Origin of the sequence: Candidatus Avelusimicrobium alvi (genome assembly GCF_958451995.1) — a bacterium.
Taxonomy (GTDB): Bacteria; Elusimicrobiota; Elusimicrobia; order Elusimicrobiales; family Elusimicrobiaceae; genus Avelusimicrobium; species Avelusimicrobium alvi.
Genome location: NZ_CAUDSG010000019.1, coordinates 1 through 19,730, shown reverse-complemented (window position 1 = coordinate 19,730; position 19,730 = coordinate 1). Strand labels below are relative to the sequence as shown.

Annotated in this window: 13 protein-coding genes, 2 tRNA genes and 3 rRNA genes; 7 read left to right on the top strand and 11 right to left on the bottom strand. The window is 50.7% G+C overall.

Annotation, left to right across the window (positions count from 1 at the left end; all coding sequences use genetic code 11):
- Nucleotides 1-148: 148 nt before the first annotated feature.
- The 8 genes from rplL to ACQY36_RS04875 all read right to left on the bottom strand — a co-directional run bounded on the left by rplL (nucleotide 149) and on the right by ACQY36_RS04875 (nucleotide 8,652).
- Complete coding sequence (gene rplL, locus ACQY36_RS04910) at nucleotides 149-532, bottom strand: 50S ribosomal protein L7/L12 (RefSeq protein WP_428056849.1); 384 nt, start codon at nucleotides 530-532, stop codon at nucleotides 149-151.
- Between the two features lie 304 nt (nucleotides 533-836).
- Nucleotides 837-1,361: a 50S ribosomal protein L10 gene (gene rplJ / locus ACQY36_RS04905; protein WP_428078091.1), complete on the bottom strand. Its 525-nt coding sequence runs from the start codon at nucleotides 1,359-1,361 to the stop codon at nucleotides 837-839.
- 290 nt (nucleotides 1,362-1,651) lie between these two features.
- Entirely contained in the window at nucleotides 1,652-2,275 is a 624-nt protein-coding gene (locus ACQY36_RS04900) for a LysE family translocator (protein WP_428078089.1), read from the bottom strand.
- An 882-nt stretch (nucleotides 2,276-3,157) separates the two neighbouring features.
- Nucleotides 3,158-3,276 (bottom strand): 5S ribosomal RNA (gene rrf, locus ACQY36_RS04895).
- 194 nt (nucleotides 3,277-3,470) lie between these two features.
- Nucleotides 3,471-6,500, bottom strand: a 23S ribosomal RNA gene (locus ACQY36_RS04890).
- A 344-nt stretch (nucleotides 6,501-6,844) separates the two neighbouring features.
- Nucleotides 6,845-6,917 (bottom strand) — tRNA-Ala (locus tag ACQY36_RS04885).
- A 16-nt stretch (nucleotides 6,918-6,933) separates the two neighbouring features.
- A tRNA-Ile gene (locus ACQY36_RS04880) sits at nucleotides 6,934-7,007 on the bottom strand.
- A 136-nt stretch (nucleotides 7,008-7,143) separates the two neighbouring features.
- Nucleotides 7,144-8,652, bottom strand: a 16S ribosomal RNA gene (locus tag ACQY36_RS04875).
- Together the 16S, 23S and 5S rRNA genes with 2 tRNA genes alongside form the textbook arrangement of a ribosomal RNA operon.
- A 1,552-nt stretch (nucleotides 8,653-10,204) precedes the next feature.
- Between ACQY36_RS04875 and ACQY36_RS04870 the strand changes: the two genes are divergently transcribed.
- Together ACQY36_RS04870 and ACQY36_RS04865 are read left to right on the top strand one after the other, a co-directional pair.
- The gene (locus tag ACQY36_RS04870; protein WP_428078087.1) at nucleotides 10,205-11,209 is read left to right on the top strand and encodes a phytoene/squalene synthase family protein; all 1,005 of its coding nucleotides are present in this window, start codon (nucleotides 10,205-10,207) and stop codon (nucleotides 11,207-11,209) included.
- A gap of 121 nt (nucleotides 11,210-11,330) precedes the next feature.
- Nucleotides 11,331-12,731 (top strand): alanine/glycine:cation symporter family protein, encoded by a 1,401-nt coding sequence (locus tag ACQY36_RS04865; RefSeq protein WP_428071408.1) that lies wholly within the window; start codon nucleotides 11,331-11,333, stop codon nucleotides 12,729-12,731.
- Nucleotides 12,732-13,117: 386 nt separating this feature from the next.
- On the opposite strand, the gene ACQY36_RS04860 is transcribed toward ACQY36_RS04865, so the two are convergent.
- The gene (locus ACQY36_RS04860) at nucleotides 13,118-13,504 is read right to left on the bottom strand and encodes a MazG family protein (protein WP_428057667.1); all 387 of its coding nucleotides are present in this window, start codon (nucleotides 13,502-13,504) and stop codon (nucleotides 13,118-13,120) included.
- A 36-nt stretch (nucleotides 13,505-13,540) separates the two neighbouring features.
- On the opposite strand from ACQY36_RS04860, the gene ACQY36_RS04855 reads away from it, so the two are divergent.
- The 5 genes from ACQY36_RS04855 to ybeY all read left to right on the top strand — a co-directional run bounded on the left by ACQY36_RS04855 (nucleotide 13,541) and on the right by ybeY (nucleotide 18,228).
- Nucleotides 13,541-14,854 carry a hypothetical protein gene (locus tag ACQY36_RS04855; protein ID WP_428078085.1) on the top strand — a complete coding sequence of 438 codons (1,314 nt, stop codon included), beginning with the start codon at nucleotides 13,541-13,543 and terminating at the stop codon, nucleotides 14,852-14,854.
- An 80-nt stretch (nucleotides 14,855-14,934) separates the two neighbouring features.
- Entirely contained in the window at nucleotides 14,935-15,564 is a 630-nt protein-coding gene (thyX, locus tag ACQY36_RS04850) for an FAD-dependent thymidylate synthase (RefSeq protein ID WP_428057675.1), read from the top strand.
- Between the two features lie 26 nt (nucleotides 15,565-15,590).
- Nucleotides 15,591-16,799, top strand: coding sequence for a glucose-1-phosphate adenylyltransferase (locus tag ACQY36_RS04845; protein WP_428057663.1), 1,209 nt, complete (start codon nucleotides 15,591-15,593; stop codon nucleotides 16,797-16,799).
- 41 nt (nucleotides 16,800-16,840) lie between these two features.
- The gene (locus ACQY36_RS04840) at nucleotides 16,841-17,788 is read left to right on the top strand and encodes a PhoH family protein (protein ID WP_428057661.1); all 948 of its coding nucleotides are present in this window, start codon (nucleotides 16,841-16,843) and stop codon (nucleotides 17,786-17,788) included.
- Nucleotides 17,785-18,228: an rRNA maturation RNase YbeY gene (ybeY, locus tag ACQY36_RS04835; protein ID WP_428057659.1), complete on the top strand. Its 444-nt coding sequence runs from the start codon at nucleotides 17,785-17,787 to the stop codon at nucleotides 18,226-18,228. Before ACQY36_RS04840 ends, ybeY begins: the two co-directional genes overlap by 4 nt.
- Nucleotides 18,229-18,307: 79 nt before the next feature.
- Here ybeY and ACQY36_RS04830 read toward each other — a convergent pair whose 3' ends face one another.
- Nucleotides 18,308-18,769: a type IV pilin protein gene (locus ACQY36_RS04830; RefSeq protein WP_428078083.1), complete on the bottom strand. Its 462-nt coding sequence runs from the start codon at nucleotides 18,767-18,769 to the stop codon at nucleotides 18,308-18,310.
- A 447-nt stretch (nucleotides 18,770-19,216) separates the two neighbouring features.
- Nucleotides 19,217-19,687, bottom strand: a complete 471-nt coding sequence (locus ACQY36_RS04825) for a type IV pilin protein (RefSeq protein ID WP_428078081.1) — start codon at nucleotides 19,685-19,687, stop codon at nucleotides 19,217-19,219.
- Nucleotides 19,688-19,730: the final 43 nt, after the last annotated feature.

Here is a 19,730-nt window from a genome sequence, read left to right as displayed (position 1 = left end):
TGTTCTTCCTGCTGTTTAGAGCGGACTGTACGCGTGCCGCCACGCACATACGGCTTACGCAAGCGGTCCGCCGTTATACCCCTATTAAGGGTACGTAATCCCAACCCCCGTTTGACCGGGGGATGGGATTAATAATTCGTCGGTTGAACTATTTGAGTTCTACGGTGCCGCCGGCTTCGGTGATTTTCTTTTTGAGTTCTTCAGCTTCAGCTTTGGCAACGTTTTCTTTCACGGCTTTCGGGGCGGATTCAACCAGGTCTTTGGCTTCTTTGAGGCCCAGGCCGGTGATTTCGCGCACGATTTTGATCACGCCGATTTTCTTGGCGGCATCAACAGCGGTCAACACAACGTTGAATTCATCTTTTTCTTCAGCGGCAGCGGCGGCCGGGGCGGCAGCGGCGGCAACGGCCACGGCCGGGGCGGCGGCTTTCACGCCGAATTTTTCTTCAATAGCTTTCACGAGTTCGGAAAGTTCCAGAACGGTGAGTTCAGCAATAGCGTTTACTAATTCTTCTTGGGTTAATTTAGCCATTTTATTTATTTTCCTTATTTTATAGAGTAGCTGCCTTCTGCCTAAACCGTGTTTAGGCCCGTGCATTTATCCGTTAGGACTACTACCGCACTTGGCGGGTTTAGATTTTGCCTTCCAGGACGGCTGGGCGTTCATCCGAAGATGACCCCCGCACGATTTTCCATTTTCCGCGGGCTTGCGGCTTTTTTGCTCCCGACATAATTTACACTATGCCGCGGCGCAAAGAAAACCGCAATCCCCAAACAAAATTGAAAAATCGCTCCGTTTAAAGAACCGCCCGCCGCGCAGACTGCGCGCCGCGTTATTACTTGCCTTGTTTTTCTTCCAAAGCTTTGATAACGTAGGCAAAATCCCGTATCGGAGCCTGCAACACTTGCGCGGACTGGGCGACCGTGCTGTAAAGCACGCCGGCCAACTTGGAGAGGTTTTCTTCTTTGGTACCGATGGTAGCCAATTGTTTAACCTGTTCTTCGTTGTACCAGACGCCGTCCGAATAGCAAGCGCGAAGCTTCAAAGCCGCAAACTTTTTCTGAAAGTCCACCAACGCTTTGGCAACGGCGGCAATGTCTCCGCCCACCGCAATGGCCGTCGGGCCTTGAAAGAGCTTTTCGTCGGCTCCTTCAATTTTGGCCTGGCGCAGGGCGTGATCCACGATCGCGTTGCGTTCCACGCGGAATTTGGATCCCGTGGGAATCAGCTGCGCGCGCAGTTCAGCCATATCCACGAACTTCAAACCTTGGTAGGCGGTGAAGAACATGGTGCCGGCGGCGGTGATTTCAGTTGCTAAGTCTTGCGACTTCTGTTTCTTTTGGTCTTTTGTCAGGTTCATTTTGTTGCCTGTTTAATAACGAAAACCGCCGCGTTTTTCCCGCCGAAAAAGTTATTTTTTAGGCAGAGAAAACGACAGCCACAAACTCCTTCCCCTTCGTTTTACCGTCGGAGGAGTTATGGTTCTCGTTAAAAATCGGGTTAAGTACTTCTATTATATTTTATCAATAAAAGCCGCCTATTGCAATCCTTTTTGCAAACGTTTTATCCGCGGCTTCTGTATTTATTATACCAAAATTTCTGCGGGCCGAACAAGCGTATTGGTTTATTTTTTAAGTTAATTCCGCGCTTTTACGCAAATGCAATCCACGCGCCGATTCCCCAAAAAATTACGGCCGTAATCCAGCCAAACGCCCGGCCTGAAGCATACTGCGCGATATGGAAGCGTTTATTCAGCCATCCGCCCAGCGCGCATACCAGCGTAAACACGCATAAAGTAACCGCCGCAAACGTTACGCCCAGGGATACCACGGCCCACCCGACGGAAGGCGCGTTTTTGGGAATAAAGCCCGGGAAAAAGGATAAAAAGAAAATAATCACTTTAGGGTTTAATAAATTCATAATCACGCCGCGGCGATAGAACCGTACAAAAGAGTACTCTTTCTCCACCGCTACGGTTTTTCCGGCGGATGTCGGACACGCGGCAGAACCCCGCACGGCGCTGACCCCCAGCCAGGCCAGGTATGCCGCACCGAGATATTTCAGCACTCCGAATAATACGGGAGACGCCGCCACCAGCGCGGCTACTCCCAGCGCAACGGCGGCGGTATGAAAAGCCAACCCGCTGACAAGCCCCAAACTGACGGAAAAAGCGGCCTTAAAACCTCTGCCGATACTTTGCGTCAGCACAAATAAAATATCCGGCCCGGGCAGTAAGGCCAGGCAAGCGGATGCAAGGATAAACTCTATATTCATAAAAGGTATTGCGCCGGCACCTAAGCCGCAGGACACGGCCCGAAGACGGCGGGTATTTATAATATTATAGCAAACCACCCCCGCCACAGGGTGCCGAAGCAGAACCGGGTACAGTATTATTGTCCCATTCCGCCCGGCCCTAATCCCCCGCAAGAAATTTATAGTTGGATTTATAAGAGCGGTATCCCGCGCCCAAGCACGGTACGCACAGTTTTTCAAATATGCTTCTGGAAGGAAGTCTGCCCGCGCCAAGCGGGGGAATGGAGGACAAGGCCCTGGTTATCCCCGCACGCATTTGGCCAACGGTCAGTAATACCGGAATTATTTTCCCCGCTGAGGCGGGTGAATCAATCACCGGCAATGACAGCGGGGATTCGGAAGTCTTTTGCCAGCATTCCCCCAGGAAAAACCCGGCGCGGAAGCAGCGGGAAGGACAGGCTCATCGGCAGCGCCCGTTCCCATTCCGAACACGGCAGTTAAGCTCGTAAGGGTCATGGAGGGAAGGCCCAGAAAGTATTTTACTGCGTCTAATCCATCTCCAATAGCCTCGGAGCGCCCTTGCAGAAGCGTTTTTACCATTGACGAAAAAACGGGCACGGGCAGCGGTTATTTTGACGTGGAAAAATTCGGCGCGGATTTTGCATCCTTCTTCCCCGTGCGAGAAGGAGACACGCCAGTTAGCCGGATGATATATCTGCCAGGCCTTCCCGGCTACTAAGAACTAAACTTAAAAAAAGAGGTCGCGCTCCCAGCCGCACAGAAGAGAGACGAAGAAATAAAACTCTGCCGCCAAACTCACAGAGAGGGGTAAACATCAACATATAAAACAGAAAACCCCGCATTTCTGCGGGGTTTAAATCTTTCTTCAAAAGGCTGGGATGAGACCGACAACGATCTACTCTCTCAGCGCCGAATTGGGCGCCAATACCATCGACCCTTACGAGCTTAACTGCCGTGTTCGGAATGGGAACGGGTGTTGCCTCGTCGGAATTATTATCAGTCTCATTCCAGCCTCTTGTAAAAGAACAAATTTGAAAGGAACCCGTCATTACAACACGTTCCTTTAACACGTTAGAATCTTTCTCTCCGCTGATCAATGCGGGTCATCGACAACTCCTAACGGTATAGATAACTTTTAGAAAAGCGCAAGTGTTTTTGTTACACTCACATTCTTAATCTATCAGGATTAAAGAATATGGCCAAGCCTCACGACCTATTAGTACAGATTAGCTGAACACATTACTGTGCTTACACACTCTGCCTATCAACCCGGTAGTCTTCCGGGGGTCTTCTGGGTAGTTAATCTACCAGGGAAACCTTATCTTGAGGCGGGTTTCACGCTTATATGCTTTCAGCGTTTATCCCTACCGAACACCGCTAATCAGCTATGCCTCTGTAGAGACAACTGATATACAGGAGGTTCGTTCATCCAGGCCCTCTCGTACTATGGACAACTCCTCTCAAGTTTCCTGCGCACACAACAGATAGAGACCGTACTGTCTCACGACGTACTGAACCCAGCTCACGTACCACTTTAATGGGCGAACAGCCCAACCCTTCCCACCTGCTTCAGCGGGAGGATGTGATGAGCCGACATCGAGGTGCCAAACCGAGCCGTCGATGTGAACTCTTGGGCCCGATCAGCCTGTTATCCCCAGGGTAGCTTTTGTCCGTTGAGCGATGGCCCTCCCACGAGGGACCACCGGATCACTAAGTCCTGCTTTCGCACCTGTTCGGACCGTCGTCCTCACAGTCAAGCTCCTTTCTACCTTTGCGCTCAATGGCCGATTTCTATTCGGCCTGAAGGAACCTTAGAACGCCTCCGTTACTCTTTAGGAGGCGACCGCCCCAGTCAAACTGCCCACCTGCCACTGTCCCCAACCCGGATTCACGGGTAGTAGGTTAGAACCACAATCCACAAAAGCTGGTATTTCACTGTTGCCTCCGCACCCCCCTCAAGGGATGTTTCAAAGGCTCCCAGCTATACTACGTATTGTAAACCGTAATTCAATAACAAGCTACAGTAAAGCTCCATAGGGTCTTTTCGTCTTGTTGCGTGCATCAAGCGTCTTCACTTGAACCACAATTTCGCCGAGCCCACCGTCGAGACAGCGGCTTCTTTGTTATGCCATTCGTGCAGGTCGGAACTTACCCGACAAGGAATTTCGCTACCTTAGGACGGTTATAGTTACCGCCGCCGTTTACCGGGGCTTAAGTTCGCAGCTTCGCCTTGCGGCTAACCACTCCCCTTGACCTTCCGGCACCGGGCAGGCATCAGGCCCTATACATCATCTTGAGATTTCAGCAGAGCCCTAAGTTTTTGTTAAACAGTCACGAAGCCCAATTCACTGCGACCCTTTCCCAATGTATTGCTACACCAGTACTTGGGCACTCCTTCTTCCGAAGTTACGGAGCTAGTTTGCCTAGTTCCTTGACGATGGTTATCTCGCGCGCCTTAGGATTTTCACCCCATCCACCTGTGTCGGTTTACGGTACGGTTATAGTAAGAACTCCCTACGAAGTTTTTCTAGGCAGTGTGATTGGACCACTTCGCGACCTTGCGGTCACTCGTACTCGGTTTTCGACTTAGCCTCCGGACGGATTTGCCTATCCGAAGATGCCTACGGCCTTGAACTGGCATATAGCCAGATGGTTTACTCTACTGCGTCCCTCCCTAGGTTATGACGCGCTTACTATAGTTCAGGAATATTAACCTGATGTCCTTCGCCTACGCCTTTCGGCCTGAGCTTAGGCCCGACTGACCCTGAGCCGACGAACGTTGCTCAAGGAAACCTTAGATTTTCGGCGGGAAGGATTCTCACCTTCCTTGTCGCTACTCATTCCAGCATTCTCACTTATTAGCGCTCCAGCACTCCTTACGGTATACCTTCGCAGCTGCTAATAACGCTCCCCTACCACTGTACAAAGACGAATCAATGTACAATCCGTAATTTCGGTAGTATGCTTAGCCCCGAGTCATCTTCGGCGCAGATTCACTCGACTAGTGAGCTATTACGCACTCTTCAAAGGGTGGCTGCTTCTAAGCCAACCTCCTAGCTGTTTAAGTAAATCCACATCCTTTACCACTTAGCATACATTTTGGGACCTAAATTGACGGTCTGGGCTGTTTCCCTCTCGCACGTGAAGCTTATCCCTCACGAACTGACTGCTGAGATATACGCCGAGGTATTCGGAGTTTGACAGACATCGGAAGGAGGGTCGCTCCCCCTAAATCTACCAGTGCTCTACCCCCTCGGGTTAAATCTCAACGCTAGCCCTAAAGCTATTTCGGGGAGAACCAGCTATCACCAAGTTCGATTGGCCTTTCACCCCTAACCCCACCTCATGTAGAAACTTTTCAACGTTTAACACTCCGGACCTCCATTCTCTGTTACGAGAACTTCATCCTGGACAGGGTTAGATCACTTGGCTTCGGGTCTAATATGACGAACTAAACGCCCTATTCGGGCTCGCTTTCACTACGGCTTCGGACCTCTTCAGCCCTTAACCTTGCTCGGCACATTAACTCGCTGGATCATTCTTCAACAGGCACACTGTCGCACATTCCCTTGCGGGCATAGTGCTACAATAGCTTGTAGATGTACGGTTTCAGGTTCTATTTCACTCCCCTCTCGGGGTTCTTTTCGCCTTTCCCTCGCGGTACTGGTTCACTATCGGTTGCCAGAGAGTATTTAGCCTTGGAGAGTGGTCTCCCCGGATTCCCACCGGATTGCACGTGACCAGTGGTACTTAGGTACTTGCTAAGAGGCAACTAGGTTTTCGTTTAAGGGACTGTCACCCTCTATGGTCGGACTTTCCAGACCGTTCAACTAACCTGCTGCTTGGTAACTCTTTGTGTCTAACACGAGCAAGCCCTGCAACCCCAACCCACGCACTCTATACACCGAACTGATGTATACAGTGCGGGGGCTGGTTTAGGCTATTCCCGTTTCGCTCGCCACTACTCAGGGAATCTCTTTGATTTCTTTTCCTGTAGGTACTGAGATGTTTCACTTCCCTACGTTGTCTTCTATCACCCTATCTCCGAGTCCGAAGACTCAGCCTTCAAGTGATGATCTGCAGGCTCTCACCTGCAGGGGTTCCCCCATTCAGAAATCCGCGGATCATAGGATATTTGCTCCTTCCCGCGGCTTATCGCAGCTTATCACGTCTTTCATCGACTTCTGGCACCAAGGCATTCACCATACACCCTTGTAGCTTGACCATATTCTTTAATCCGACAGACTTTCGTCCATCTCTTAAATGGTCATTTCAAATGCTAGATATTGCTATCTATTATATTTTTTTATGATAACCATTAACTTTTCAGTTAATTGCGTTCTCATTGCTTAATTGTGTAAGTGTAAGTATATTTATATCACATGTAAAATATACAAACGCTTGGCTTTTCTAAAATATATTTTCATTCTCTTTGCTGCCCGCCCGACATTTTTATGATTTGAAATGTCCGGCTTCCGGAGACTTACAAGAGAAGATTGAATATAAGTTATCTAATTTTCAAAGAACTGCAAATTTGACGCAACATATACACTGTGGTTGGTTTTATATTGGAGCTGATCGGGATCGAACCGACGGCCTCCTGCTTGCAAAGCAGGCGCTCTCCCAACTGAGCTACAGCCCCTTTAAACAAGTTGCTGTGGGCCCGGAAGGAATTGAACCTTCGACCTCACGCTTATCAAGCGTGCGCTCTAACCAGCTGAGCTACGAGCCCAAGCTATTCTAAAACCTTTCAAAGAGCCTAAGCTCTAAAACCATCTATGTGCGAGTGGCCGATCTGAAACGGATAGCGCTTTCGCGCACCAGCTAAGACTACCGACCTATTCTAAAATCCCGAAGGAAAATAGAATAAAGGAGGTGATCCAGCCGCACCTTCCGGTACGGCTACCTTGTTACGACTTCACCCCAATCACCAATCACAACTTAGGACCCAGACGACCTGGATACTTCTGTTGCAATTGACTTTCGTGGTGTGACGGGCGGTGTGTACAAGACCCGGGAACGTATTCACCGCAGCGTGCTGATCTGCGATTACTAGAGATTCCGGCTTCATGTGGGCGAATTGCAGCCCACAATCTGAACTGGGGCATAGTTTAGGGATTGGCTCCATCTTACGATATTGCTACCCTCTGTCTATACCATTGTAGTACGTGTGTAGCCCTGGACATAAAGGCCATGATGATTTGACGTCATCCCCACCTTCCTCCACGTTATCCGCGGCGGTCTCCTGAGAGATCCTATTGCTAGGCAACACAGGATAGGGGTTGCGCTCGTTGCGGGACTTAACCCAACATCTCACGACACGAGCTGACGACAACCATGCACCACCTGTCACCGATGCTCCGAAGAGAAAGTACATTACATACTCTGTCATCGGGATGTCAAGACTTGGTAAGGTTCTTCGCGTTGCTTCGAATTAAACCACATACTCCACCTCTTGTGCGGGTCCCCGTCAATTCCTTTGAGTTTTAACCTTGCGGCCGTACTCCCCAGGCGGATAACTTAATGCGTTAGCGTCGGCACGGAAGGGGTCGATACCTCCCACACCTAGTTATCATCGTTTACGGCCAGGACTACCGGGGTATCTAATCCCGTTTGCTCCCCTGGCTTTCGCACTTTAGCGTCAGTAAAGGCCCAGAAATCCGCCTTCGCCACCGGTGTTCCTCCTAATATCTACGCATTTCACTGCTACACTAGGAATTCCGATTTCCTCTGCCTCACTCAAGAACGCCAGTTTCTGTTGCAGTTTCTGGGTTGAGCCCAGAGATTACACAACAGACTTAACATTCCGCCTACGCGCGCTTTACGCCTAGTAATTCCGAGTAACGCTTGCCACCTACGTCTTACCGCGGCTGCTGGCACGTAGTTAGCCGTGGCTTATTCGAGAGGTACCGTCATTTTTTTCTTCCCTCTCAAAAGGAGTTTACAATCCGAGAACCTTCATCCTCCACGCATCGTTGCTGGATCAGGCTTTCGCCCATTGTCCAAAATTCCCCACTGCTGCCTCCCGTAGGAGTAGGGCCCGTGTCTCAGTGCCCTTGTGGCCGGTCGCCCTTTCAGGCCGGCTATCCGTCGTAGCCTTGGTAGGCCGTTACCCCACCAACTAGCTGATAGAATATAAGACCGTCTCCAAGCGATAAATCTTTGATCTCTAAACGATGCCGTCTAAAGATGTTATGGGGTATTAGCAATCCTTTCGGACTGTTATTCCCCACTCAGAGGTAGGTTTCTTATACATTACTCACCCGTCTGCCACTAAACTTTACTCTGTATTGCTACAAAGCAAAGTCCCGTTCGACTTGCATGTGTTATGCACGATGCCAGCGTTAACTCTGAGCCAGGATCAAACTCTCCATTAGAATTAATTACCTTTAAATCGCAAGCGGTTTAAAGGCGATCAATCGCTAACAGCGAGCTGTTGACTTTTGACTCTACTCTTTTGAATTAACTTTGGTGTCATAATATAGTATATGACTTACTTAAATGAGCCTTGAACTGTCAAACCCCGAAGGATTCGTCCATTTCAAATCGCCCATTCGCACATTGCTGTCAAATTTTCAGAGAACGAAATTTCCTCGTTGCTCTTTTCCAGTTTGGAAAAAGCAATTGGAAATTTATTTTTAACTTCTTTACAGCTCTCAAAGCTGTAAAGATATCATAACAAATTTACTTCGCTTTGTCAAGCCTTTTATTAAAGACTTTCTTCAACTACTCGGCTTGTCAATTCTTACTACTCTTATATTAAAGCATATTTTTAAAAGTTTGTCAAGTTTTTCTTTTCAAACCGGTGCGCCTGCTTTAAACAGCGCTTTATGGGAACTGCTCAAGTCTTTTAAATACTTCTTGATTATTCAAGGAAGTCGCGGCCGCTTGGGCCAAAGGGGTAAGACTTGTATGTAAGTGTTTTTATAAGTTGTTTTATAAAACTAACTTGATCGGCTTGGCTCAGTCCATCGTCTGCCTTTTCTAATATAAGGTGATGTTTCGCTGCTGAAAAGTTTTCTGTTTATAAGAACGGTTTATAAAAACGAATAAGAAGTTTTGTTATTACTTTTACAAAGATCAATTTCCGACTACTTTTATAGTCTAGCAAAAAAAGACAGAAATGTCAAGACCCATTTTTCTAATTTTCAAAAATCTGAAAAAGGGTTCTTGAAAACTTCCGCGGAAACAAACCTTTTTGTTTCCTTATATATTTAGTATAACTGTTTTTGTTTTGTTTGTCAACTCTTTTTTTCTCCGTCGGGGAGAAGGTTGAAAACATTCCCGGTTTATCTTTCCGCTTGTACCGGGCCGTAAAAAAGATCAATTCGCTTTTGTTGTATAAAGGATACCAAAAAATGCGCGGGCAGTCAATCCCCCCGGGCCTCTCCCGCGCGGGTCTCCCCCCTATCTCCCGTACGCGCGCGTGCGTGCACATTTATATGCCGGCCCGTTCATTCCAAACGCCTGCCGCGCGCCATATGGCGGGCCGCAAACCGCCGAATCTCCTATTCCGCCAATCATCCCCGCGCCGCCTGTCTCCGGTCTGTCAGGATGACTCCTTCTCTCTGCAACAAAAAAGAAGGCTGCGCCGAAGCGCAAACCTTCTTTATTTTTTGTTGTACCCGTTTTGTTTTTTTCATTTCCGCACCAAAGCGCGGAAAGTGAAATCGTTTTTATTGTTGTTGTAAAATAAAAAACCCCGCTTTTATTTTTATAATAAGCGGGGTTTTAAAAAAATACTAAATCGGTTTATATTATATTAAACGCCCGCACCAAACGGATTCTTCCTTTAGCCAATTCATCGGCTTAAAGGAATAAAAGTGGGTGCGGTTAATAACGTTTAACAATTGCATAAATATATTATGCTTTATTTCAAAAACAGTGTCAATTATTTTTTGCCCGGCGAAATTTGCTATTCTTATATATATGGATATAGAGACGCTTTTAAAAAACACCTCCCGCAGCTTATACCTAAGCGTCCGGGCGCTTCCCCGCAGTATGCGCCCCGCTTTTGGCATAGCCTATTTGCTCTGCCGCTATGCCGATACCATTGCGGATACGCCCGTCCTGCCCTCCTCCCGCCGCCTGTATTGGATTGAACGCTTCCCGCACCTGCTGCTGGAACAGGATCCGGCCGAAGCCGCACGCTTGGCGCAGGAAATTTCCGGCGGCACGGAAAACCCGTACGAAGCCGAACTCGTAAAGAATTTAATGCCGTGTCTGGAACTGCTCAATAATATCTCCAGCGAGCAGCGCGAGAACATTACCGACGTGGTATACGCCGTATGTGAGGGAATGAAAACCGATTTAAGCTTTTTCCCCAACGAATCCGCTCCCGAGCCCAAAGCGTTTGACACGCCCGCCGAGCTGGAACGCTACTGTCGGCTGATGGGCGGCAAACCGGGGCTGTTCTGGAGCCGGCTGATTTACGGCACGGCGGACATCCATATGCCGGAAGAAGAATTTTACGAGCTTGGCCAGCACATAGGCGACGCCTTGCAAATCGTCAACATTCTGCGGGACCTTCCCAAAGACCTGCGCATCGGCCGCTGTTATTTTCCGCGCACCGACCTGGAAAAAGCCGGCCTGACGGCCGCCGAACTGCTGGACAGCGCCAACTCCGCCCGGTTTGAACCCGTCAAGCGCAAATGGATTGCCTGGGGGCTTGCCAACCTGAAAAGCGGCAAAAAGTATTTCCCGCAGCTGCCCAAAAGCCAGCCCGGCCAGCGCGCCGCGGTGGCGTGGCCGATACTCTGGACGGCGGACACCTTCTTTAAAGTCTACCGGGAGCCCGATATTTTAAATCCCGCCAAACGCGTTAAAATTTCCCGCTCGGTGATATATTCCACCATGCTTGTTACGCCGCTGCTGCTCGCCAGCAATACGCTTTTCTGCAACTGGCTGGACAAAAAGCTCCGCAAGTGTAAATAAAGTCTTTCCCGCAAAAAAACCGTTTCCCTGCGCTTCAAAAACAGCTATACTATAAAATGTGTTTTTTCAAAACACACCCCCGTTTTGTGATTGTACCCGCAACCACTGATAAGGAGTTGTAATGACTGATATATTGACGCATGCCGTATCCCTGCTTAACGACCGTTTTCTGGGATACGTGCTGATGGCCGCGCTGTTATTTGCGGGGCTGTATTTTACGTTCGCCACGCGTTTTGTCCAATTCGTCCGTCCGAAAGAAATGCTCAGGCTGATGATTGGCGGAGAAGGGTCTTCCAAAGAAAAAGGCCATATCTCCCCGTTTCAGGCGTTTTCCATCAGTACGGCCTCGCGCGTGGGAACGGGCAATATCGCCGGGGTGGCCATTGCCATTACCGTGGGCGGACCCGGAGCCGTTTTTTGGATGTGGCTAATTGCCGTCATCGGCGCGGCCTCCGCCTTTGCGGAAAGCACACTGGCCCAGGTGTATAAGGTAAAAACCGGCGCGCATTTTCGCGGCGGTCCGGCCTATTATATGCAAACCGCGCTGGGCAGCCGCAGGCTGGGGCTGGCGTTTTCCGTCATCATCACGCTGACGTTTGCTTTTGTTTTTAACTCGGTGCAGTCCAACACCATCGCCCAGTCGCTAAGCGCCACGTTTCAGGTTGACTCCCTGCTGAGCGGCATTGTGCTGGCCGCGCTGACCGCCGTAATTATTTTCGGCGGATTAAAACGCATCGCCGCGTTTTCCGCCGTCATCGTGCCGGTATTTGCATTGGGATATATTGCCATCACGGTAATTGTCATGCTGCTAAACCTGGAGAAACTGCCCGGCGTGCTGGGTATTATCCTCTCGGACGCGTTCAGCCTGCGCAATCTGGCGGGCGGCGCCTTGGGGGCCACGATTATGACCGGGGCCCGCCGCGGGCTTTTTTCCAACGAAGCCGGTATGGGCAGCGCGCCCAACGCGGCCGCTACGGCCAATACGTCCCACCCCGTCAAGCAAGGCTATATACAAACCTTCAGCGTATTTGTAGACACGCTGATTATCTGCAGCTGCACGGCGTTTATCGTACTGCTGGCCGATTATCAGGCTTTCCCGGGGCTGGAAGGTGTTGCGCTTACGCAAAAAGCGCTGACGCAGGAGCTGGGCCCGCTCGGCAATTATTTTATCTCCGCCAGCGTGCTTTTGTTTGCCTTTACCTCTATTATCGGCAATTATTATTACGGGCAGGCCAATGTGGAATTTGTAACCCGCAGCCGCCTGGTAATGGCCCTCTTCCGCACCGGAGTAAGCGTGATGGTGCTGCTGGGCGCTGTGTTACAGCTCAAGCTGGTATGGAATATGGCCGATTTGTTTATGACGGTGATGGCGCTTCTGAACATTTACGCCATTTTCCGCCTGCGCCGCCAGGTGCTGGACGTACTGGCCGACTACCGCCGCCAGAAAAAAGCGGGGCTGGACCCGCACTTTAACCCGGCGGACGTGCCGTCCGTCAAACACGCAGACGCCTGGGTAAAATAACGCCGCATTTGAACGCGCCGGGGCCTTTTTAGGCCCCGGTTTTTTTATTTCTCAGACGGTAAAAAGAAAAAGGGCCCAGGCCGCCGAATAGGCCTTGAAAAAACCGCAAACCCGGCTATATTAATAGTACTAAGTACCTGGGATCAGCCCGATTGTCCTTGGTTGCAGTTGTGAAAGCACGGCGTGTTTTCCTATTGCGCGAAGACCCGGATACGAAGCCTTCCAGGGAAAGAGGAACATAAGTCATATGATAATGACAATGAGCTAAACCCCCGAAATAATATGCGGGGGTTTATTTTGTGTCCTAAAAAGGTTCTTGCCGTACGCATAAAAACGGTGCAGGCCCCGGACGGAACCTGCACCCTCAATACCGACAGCAAACGGATTTATTTGTTTTCGCGTTCTTTCTTTTTCATCGCGCGCCAGACTTCCAGCGCTTCTTCCGCCGTGGCGGCTTTGGCGTGCTCGCCGAATACGTGCGGATGGCGGCGGTGCAGTTTATCGTACAGGCCCTGGATGACGTCGTCAATCGTAAATTTGCCTTCTTCCGCGGCAATCTGGCTGTGCATCAGCACCTGCAAAAGCACGTCGCCCAGTTCTTCTTTCATATTTTCGTCATCTTTATTATTGATGGCGTCAATCAGCTCCTGGGATTCGTTCTGCAGGCATTTAATCAAGCTCTCGTGGGTCTGTTTTCTGTCCCAGGGGCAGCCGTTCGGCCCGCGCAATACGGCGAAGGTTTCCACCAAGTCGTTAAAGTTGTTTTTTGTCATTGTTCACACCCGGTAAAAATGGTATACATTTATTATATGAAAAATAATATCATCTGCTTCATCGCCGCATCCGTTTTACTGTTTTTTCCCGCGCTGGCAGGCGCGCAGGCAACGGTGGTCCGCGTAGACGGACAAAAAGTATACCTGGACACCTCTTCCTTAAACCACAGCGTCCAGAAAGGAGAAAGTTTTAAAGTCATCCTGTCGTCCGAAAAGCTCGTCAATCCGAAAACGGGCAAGAATTTAGGCGATATTTACACCTATTCGCCGGAAGGCAAAATTGTGGAAGTACAGCCGATGTACGCCGTGGGCGAACTGCCGGAAAAAGCGTCCGCCTCCGTCGGGCAGGAAGCCGTGATTGAAGCCGCCGCCCCCGCCGCCCCGGTGTATACGCGGGACGCGGACGAAAACGCCTCTTCCCGCCAGAAAATCGTTTACGCGCCCGTAGAGCAGGAAATCATCAGCCTTACCCAGGCCGACATTACCGCGCCGGGAGCACAGAATTTTATTACGCTGTCCGCAGACGGAAAAGTAACCGTCTGGAGCCGCGCGGGAAAAGACACGCTGGCCGAACAGCTGTCCTACACGGTGCCGTCCGCCAAGCGGGCCGTTACGCTTTCCGCCGCCCCCGTTAAAGAAGGCGGCCTGGCGCAGATTTTCGTCTCGGTTTACGATCCGTCCCGCTCCTCGGTTTCCGCCCTGGTGCTGGAAAATGAAAACGGCGCCTTACAAGAAACCGCTTCCCTGCCCTACTTCGTCAAAGAACTCGGCTGCGGCAAAGACAAAAAAATCTGGGCGCAAAAACCGTTTGTTTCCGCCGCGCGCCCCGGCAACGCGCGCGAGGTGGCCTATCAAAACGGCAAATACACCGTGCAAAAAGATATGTTTTCCACCCAGCGCAACTGGCTCACCGGCCTGAACCGCTACGACGTAGAAAACGCCGGCGCGGACAATCTGATTTATACTTCCTCCAACGGCACCGTACGCCTGACGCTTCAAAACGGCAAACGCGCCGAAAGCAAAGATTTATTCGCCGCCGCTCCAAATCGTGTAAAATATAAGCAGGAGATTGTGAAATTCTACCCTTCCCTCCAGGTCTTCGGCCCCGCCGGGGACGCCACGGTGGCAGCGGTGGAAAACACCTCCAAGCTCGGCCTCTTGTCCGAAACCTTTGGCCAATACCAAAGCGGCAAAATACATTTTCTGACGTTTGAAAAAGGACGGTTATCCCTTCAAGATACCGTCAATCTGGACGGCGTTGTATACGACACCGCCTGCTCGGACCGCGCCGTACTGGCCGCCGAGGTGCTGCCGGACGGCAGCAGTTCCGTCGTGGAAATTTTTAAATAGCTTTTCAGGAGAACATTGTGCAACAGTCTAACGAAAAAATCAACGTGCTGGATAAAGGCTTCGTGCGCCTGGTGGATTTTATGGGAGGAGACGACCGCGCCGTACAGTCGGCCCGCGTATCGTTCGGGGCCGTTTCCAAAGGCCCGGAACAGGACAAACGCCTGATTAAATACCTGATGGAACACGCCCACCACACCCCTTTTGAGCATTGTTATTTTCAGTTTCACATCTGCTGTCCGATTTATGTGGCGCGCCAGTGGATGCGCCACCGCTGGGGTTCTTACAACGAAGTAAGCGCCCGCTATACCGAAGTGAAGGACGAATTCTATATCCCCGACCGGTTCCGCGGCCAGGACACCAAAAACAAACAGGGTTCCGTGGCCGACTCGCAGCTGGACAACGCCGCCCTTCGTAAAATTTACGAAGACAGCGTGGAGGCTTCCTACGCCGCTTACCACAAACTTATTGAAGCGGGCGTGGCGCGCGAAATGGCGCGCGGCGTACTGCCGGTCTGCCAATACACCCAATTTTACTGGAGCGTCAACGCCAGGAGTTTGTTTAACTTTCTCTGCCTGCGCACCGACAAACACGCGCAGAAAGAAATCCGCGTCTATGCGGACGAAATCGCCAAAATCGTGGCTGAAAAAATGCCGTGGTCGTGGGAAGCTTTTGAAGCGTTAAACAAGCAGCTGCCGCTGGGTTCCGAATAAAAGTCTTATCTTAAAAGGGGAAACTTATGAGAATACTCGGCATGATTATGGCCGGGGGCAAAGGCGAGCGTCTTTATCCGTTAACCAAAGACCGCTCCAAGCCTTCCGTCCCGTTCGGCGGCAAGTACAGAATCGTGGATTTTGTGCTCTCCAACTTCGTCAACTCGGGGATTTTTTCTTCCTACGTGTTGGTGCAGTATCTTTCGCAGAGTTTAATTGAATACCTGCGCACCACCTGGCGCAGCGAAGGTATTATTTCGGACCATTTTTTAACCTGCGTGCCGCCGCAAATGCGCCTGGGTGAAATTTGGTACCGCGGCACGGCCGACTCCGTGCGCCAGAACATCAACCTGGTAAAAGACTTTGCGCCCGACCTGGTGGCCATCTTCGGTGCGGACCACATCTACCGCATGGACGTGCGCCAGATGATTGATTTCCACCTGAAAAACAAGGCCGACGTTACCGTAGCCGCCAACACCGTGGCGCTGGAAGAAGCCACCGCCTTCGGCGTGCTGGGTACGGACGAAGACGGACGCATCATCCAGTTTGACGAAAAACCCGCACACCCCAAACCCATTCCGGGCAACCCCAAAGCGGCGTACGCGTCCATGGGCAACTATATTTTTAATACGGATGTTCTGCTGCAGGTGCTCCAAAAACGCTTCTGCGACGTGCCGGCTTTAGATTTCGGCAAACACATTCTGCCCAAAATTTTAACGGACCACCGCACCTTTGCCTACAACTTCCAAAGCCAGACGCTGCCCGGCGCCAAGCCGTACGAAGAGCAGGGCTACTGGCGCGACGTGGGAACGATTGAATCGTTCTGGCAGACCAATATGGATATTCTGGGCCCCAAGCCCAAGCTGGATTTAAACAATCCCGCCTGGCCCGTCAGCACGACGGTAAACCGCGTTCCCCCCACCAAATACCTGGGCGGCACGGTTACCAATTCCATGATTGGCGACGGATGCATCATCCACCCCAAAGCCAAAATTAAAAACTGCGTCATCAGCGACTCCGTAACCATCGGCGAAGGCGCGGAGCTGGACGGCTGTGTGATTATGGATAACTGCGAAATCAAGGCCGGCGCGAAACTTAAAAAGGTGATTATGGACCGTTTTAATACGATTGCCGCCAAGCAGACTATCGGCCACAATATGGAGGCCGATTCGCAGAAATACTATATAGACCCGTCGGGGATTGTCGTCATCCCGCGCGGAAAGAGCAAGTTTTAACCTAAAGCGCGGCCCGCAAGCCGCGCTTTTTACTTAATACCATGATTAAAACGCTGAAACTTAAAAACCAGGAAGAAATCCTGATTGCGCTGGGTATACAGGACCGCAAGCTCCGCGCGCTGGAAAAGAACTTTAAAGTTACCGTGTTCGTCAAATACGACGAAGACGGCGGCGGCGCATTACTATCCGTCAAAGGCACCAACTCGCGCGTGGACAAAGCCCTCGCCAAACTGCAGAAAGACCTGACGTTAAACGCCGAAAAACGTCCGCTGGATTTGGTAAAAGACACGCTTCCGTTTGCCAACAACGTCGTTTTCCGGCCCGAGCACGCCCGCCCGGTGGAAGCCCGCAGCGAAAACCAGAAAAAATACATTGAAGCCGTATTTGCCAACGACCTCGTCATCTCCTCCGGCCCCGCCGGCACGGGTAAAACCTTTCTGGCCTGTGCGTGCGCTTTGCGCGCGCTGGAGCTCGGAATGACGGAGCGCATCGTGGTAACGCGCCCGATTGTGGAAGCCGGCGAAAAACTCGGCTTCCTGCCCGGAGACATTGAAGAAAAAGTGGACCCGTACCTGCGCCCTATTTACGACGCGTTTTACGCGATGCTCGGCATGGAGCGTTTCAACTCGCTGAAATACAACAACATTTTGGAAATTGTGCCGCTGGCGTATATGCGCGGCCGCACGCTGGAAAAAGCGTTTATTATTTTGGACGAAGCCCAGAACACCCTGCCCGCACAAATGAAAATGTTTCTAACGCGTATGGGCGTAGGGTCTAAAATGATTGTAAACGGGGATTTGTCGCAAATTGATTTACCCAACAAAAAAGAAAGCGGCCTTATCCAGGCCGCCGAAGTGCTGGGCAAGCTGGACAATGTGGCGTTCGTTCAGTTCACCGGCGAAGACGTCGTACGCCATCCGCTGGTAAAAGACATTGTGGCCGCTTACGACAAATGGGATAAAAAACACGCGGCGGGGAAAACCAAATGATTGCGCATATATTTTATAAAACCGATATTCCCCAATACCTGCGCCGAACGGGGCTCTTTAAGGCGGCGTTGGCAAAAGGACTTAAAAAGTTTGCGGACTGGCACGTGGAAGTAAACGTGATTTTTGTGGACGAGGCGGAAATCCTGCGCGTAAACAAAGAATTTTTGAACCATCATTACGTCACGGACGTAATCTCGTTTAACCACGAGCCGCCGCCCTTTGATATGGGCGAGCCGTGGGCGTTTGGCGATATTTTTGTATGCTATCCCGTGGCGCGCCAAAACGCCAAACATTTCGGCCATACCGTATTGCAGGAAATGATGATGTACGTCACGCACGGCGCGCTGCACCTGTCCGGCATGGACGACAACACCCCCGAAGCCCGCGCGGAAATGGACCGGCAGGCCGAACAGATTATCGCTTCCGTACTGGCCAAATAATCCACCGCCCGGCGGCCGTTACACCCTGTGCACTCATTAAAAACCCCCGTTTAAAACGGGGGTTTTCTATCAAACAAAACTACGACAAATTAACTTGGCTTCCCGTTACGGGGCCCCAGGTCTTGCAAAACGCCTGGCCTTTTGCGTTATACCAGCGGCACGCCATCTGCCCGGTTTTTAAATATACAATGGCGTAAATGCTTTCGCGCGGCAGGCGGCTGCATACCGCCAGGGCGTCCGTCCAGGGGCCTCCCGTCGGACGGCAGACAAAGTTTTTCGTCTGCACCGAAGGCACGTAATAATTCACTTTCTCACCGGGGAAATCCAAATCCAGCTTTTCAATATCGGCGGCGTATTCGCCGTTGGCCATATAATATATTTGCTCGGCTTTACCGATGGAAGCCGCCAGCGTCATCGCTTCGGACATACGGCTTTTTTCCACCGCTTTTTCATACTGCGGCAATGCCACCGCCGATAAAATGCCTATGATTAAAACGACCACCAACAGCTCTATTAGCGTAAATCCGAGACTTTTATTCATGGGACATATCCCCCTATTTATATAAGTTGATATCCCCAATTTATCAAAAAAAAAAAAACAAATCAAGGCCTTCCAGGCCCTGGGGCTCTGGCCTGACCAGGGTCTGGCAAGATACGGTACTTTTAGACACTTGGGAGAGAAACATTCAGGGACGTAAGGAACAAAAAGACTGCCGGCCGGTGCTCCTGAAATCTAGTTTTACGCGGCGCGTTTTACAACTCGCTACCCCGCTCAAATAAGTAAAAACATTCTTCCGCCTTGAGGCGTTTTATAAACAGAGCTACGACTTGCATAAAACGGCAAAGCGGACACGACTCCGGGTCAGCCGCCTTGGGGCTCTGGCCTTATCCAGGGCCTGGCAATATACGGTACTTTTAGATACTTGGGAGAGAAACATTCGGGGATATTTCCGGCCGGCAAAAGATAGACCGTCAATTCTCTGATTCGTTACGAAATATCCACCTGGGAGCCGGTTACGGGGCCAAATAATTTACAGATAGACTGCCCTTTAGCCGAATACCAGCGGCAGGTCATTTTGCCCGTTTTTAAATACACAATGGCATATTGCGTGCCGCGCGGAATGCGGTTGCAGGTGGATAAAGCATCCGTCCATACCCCATCTCCCGTCCCGGTTGGACGACAATCAAAATTTTTAGTACGCACACCCGGCGCATAATATGAAATACTTTCCCCCGGGAAATCAAAATCCAATTTACCAATGTCGCCGGCATACTCGCCGTTAGCCATATAATATAGCTGTTCGGCTCTGCCGATGGCGGCTACCAGCGTCATCGCTTCGGAAGCGCGGCTTTTTTCCACCGCTTTTTCGTACTGCGGCAATGCCACAGCCGATAAAATACCTATGATTAAAACGACCACCAACAGCTCTATTAGCGTAAATCCGAAACTTTTCTGCACGGGATATATCCCCCTATTTATATAAGTTGATATTCCCAATTTA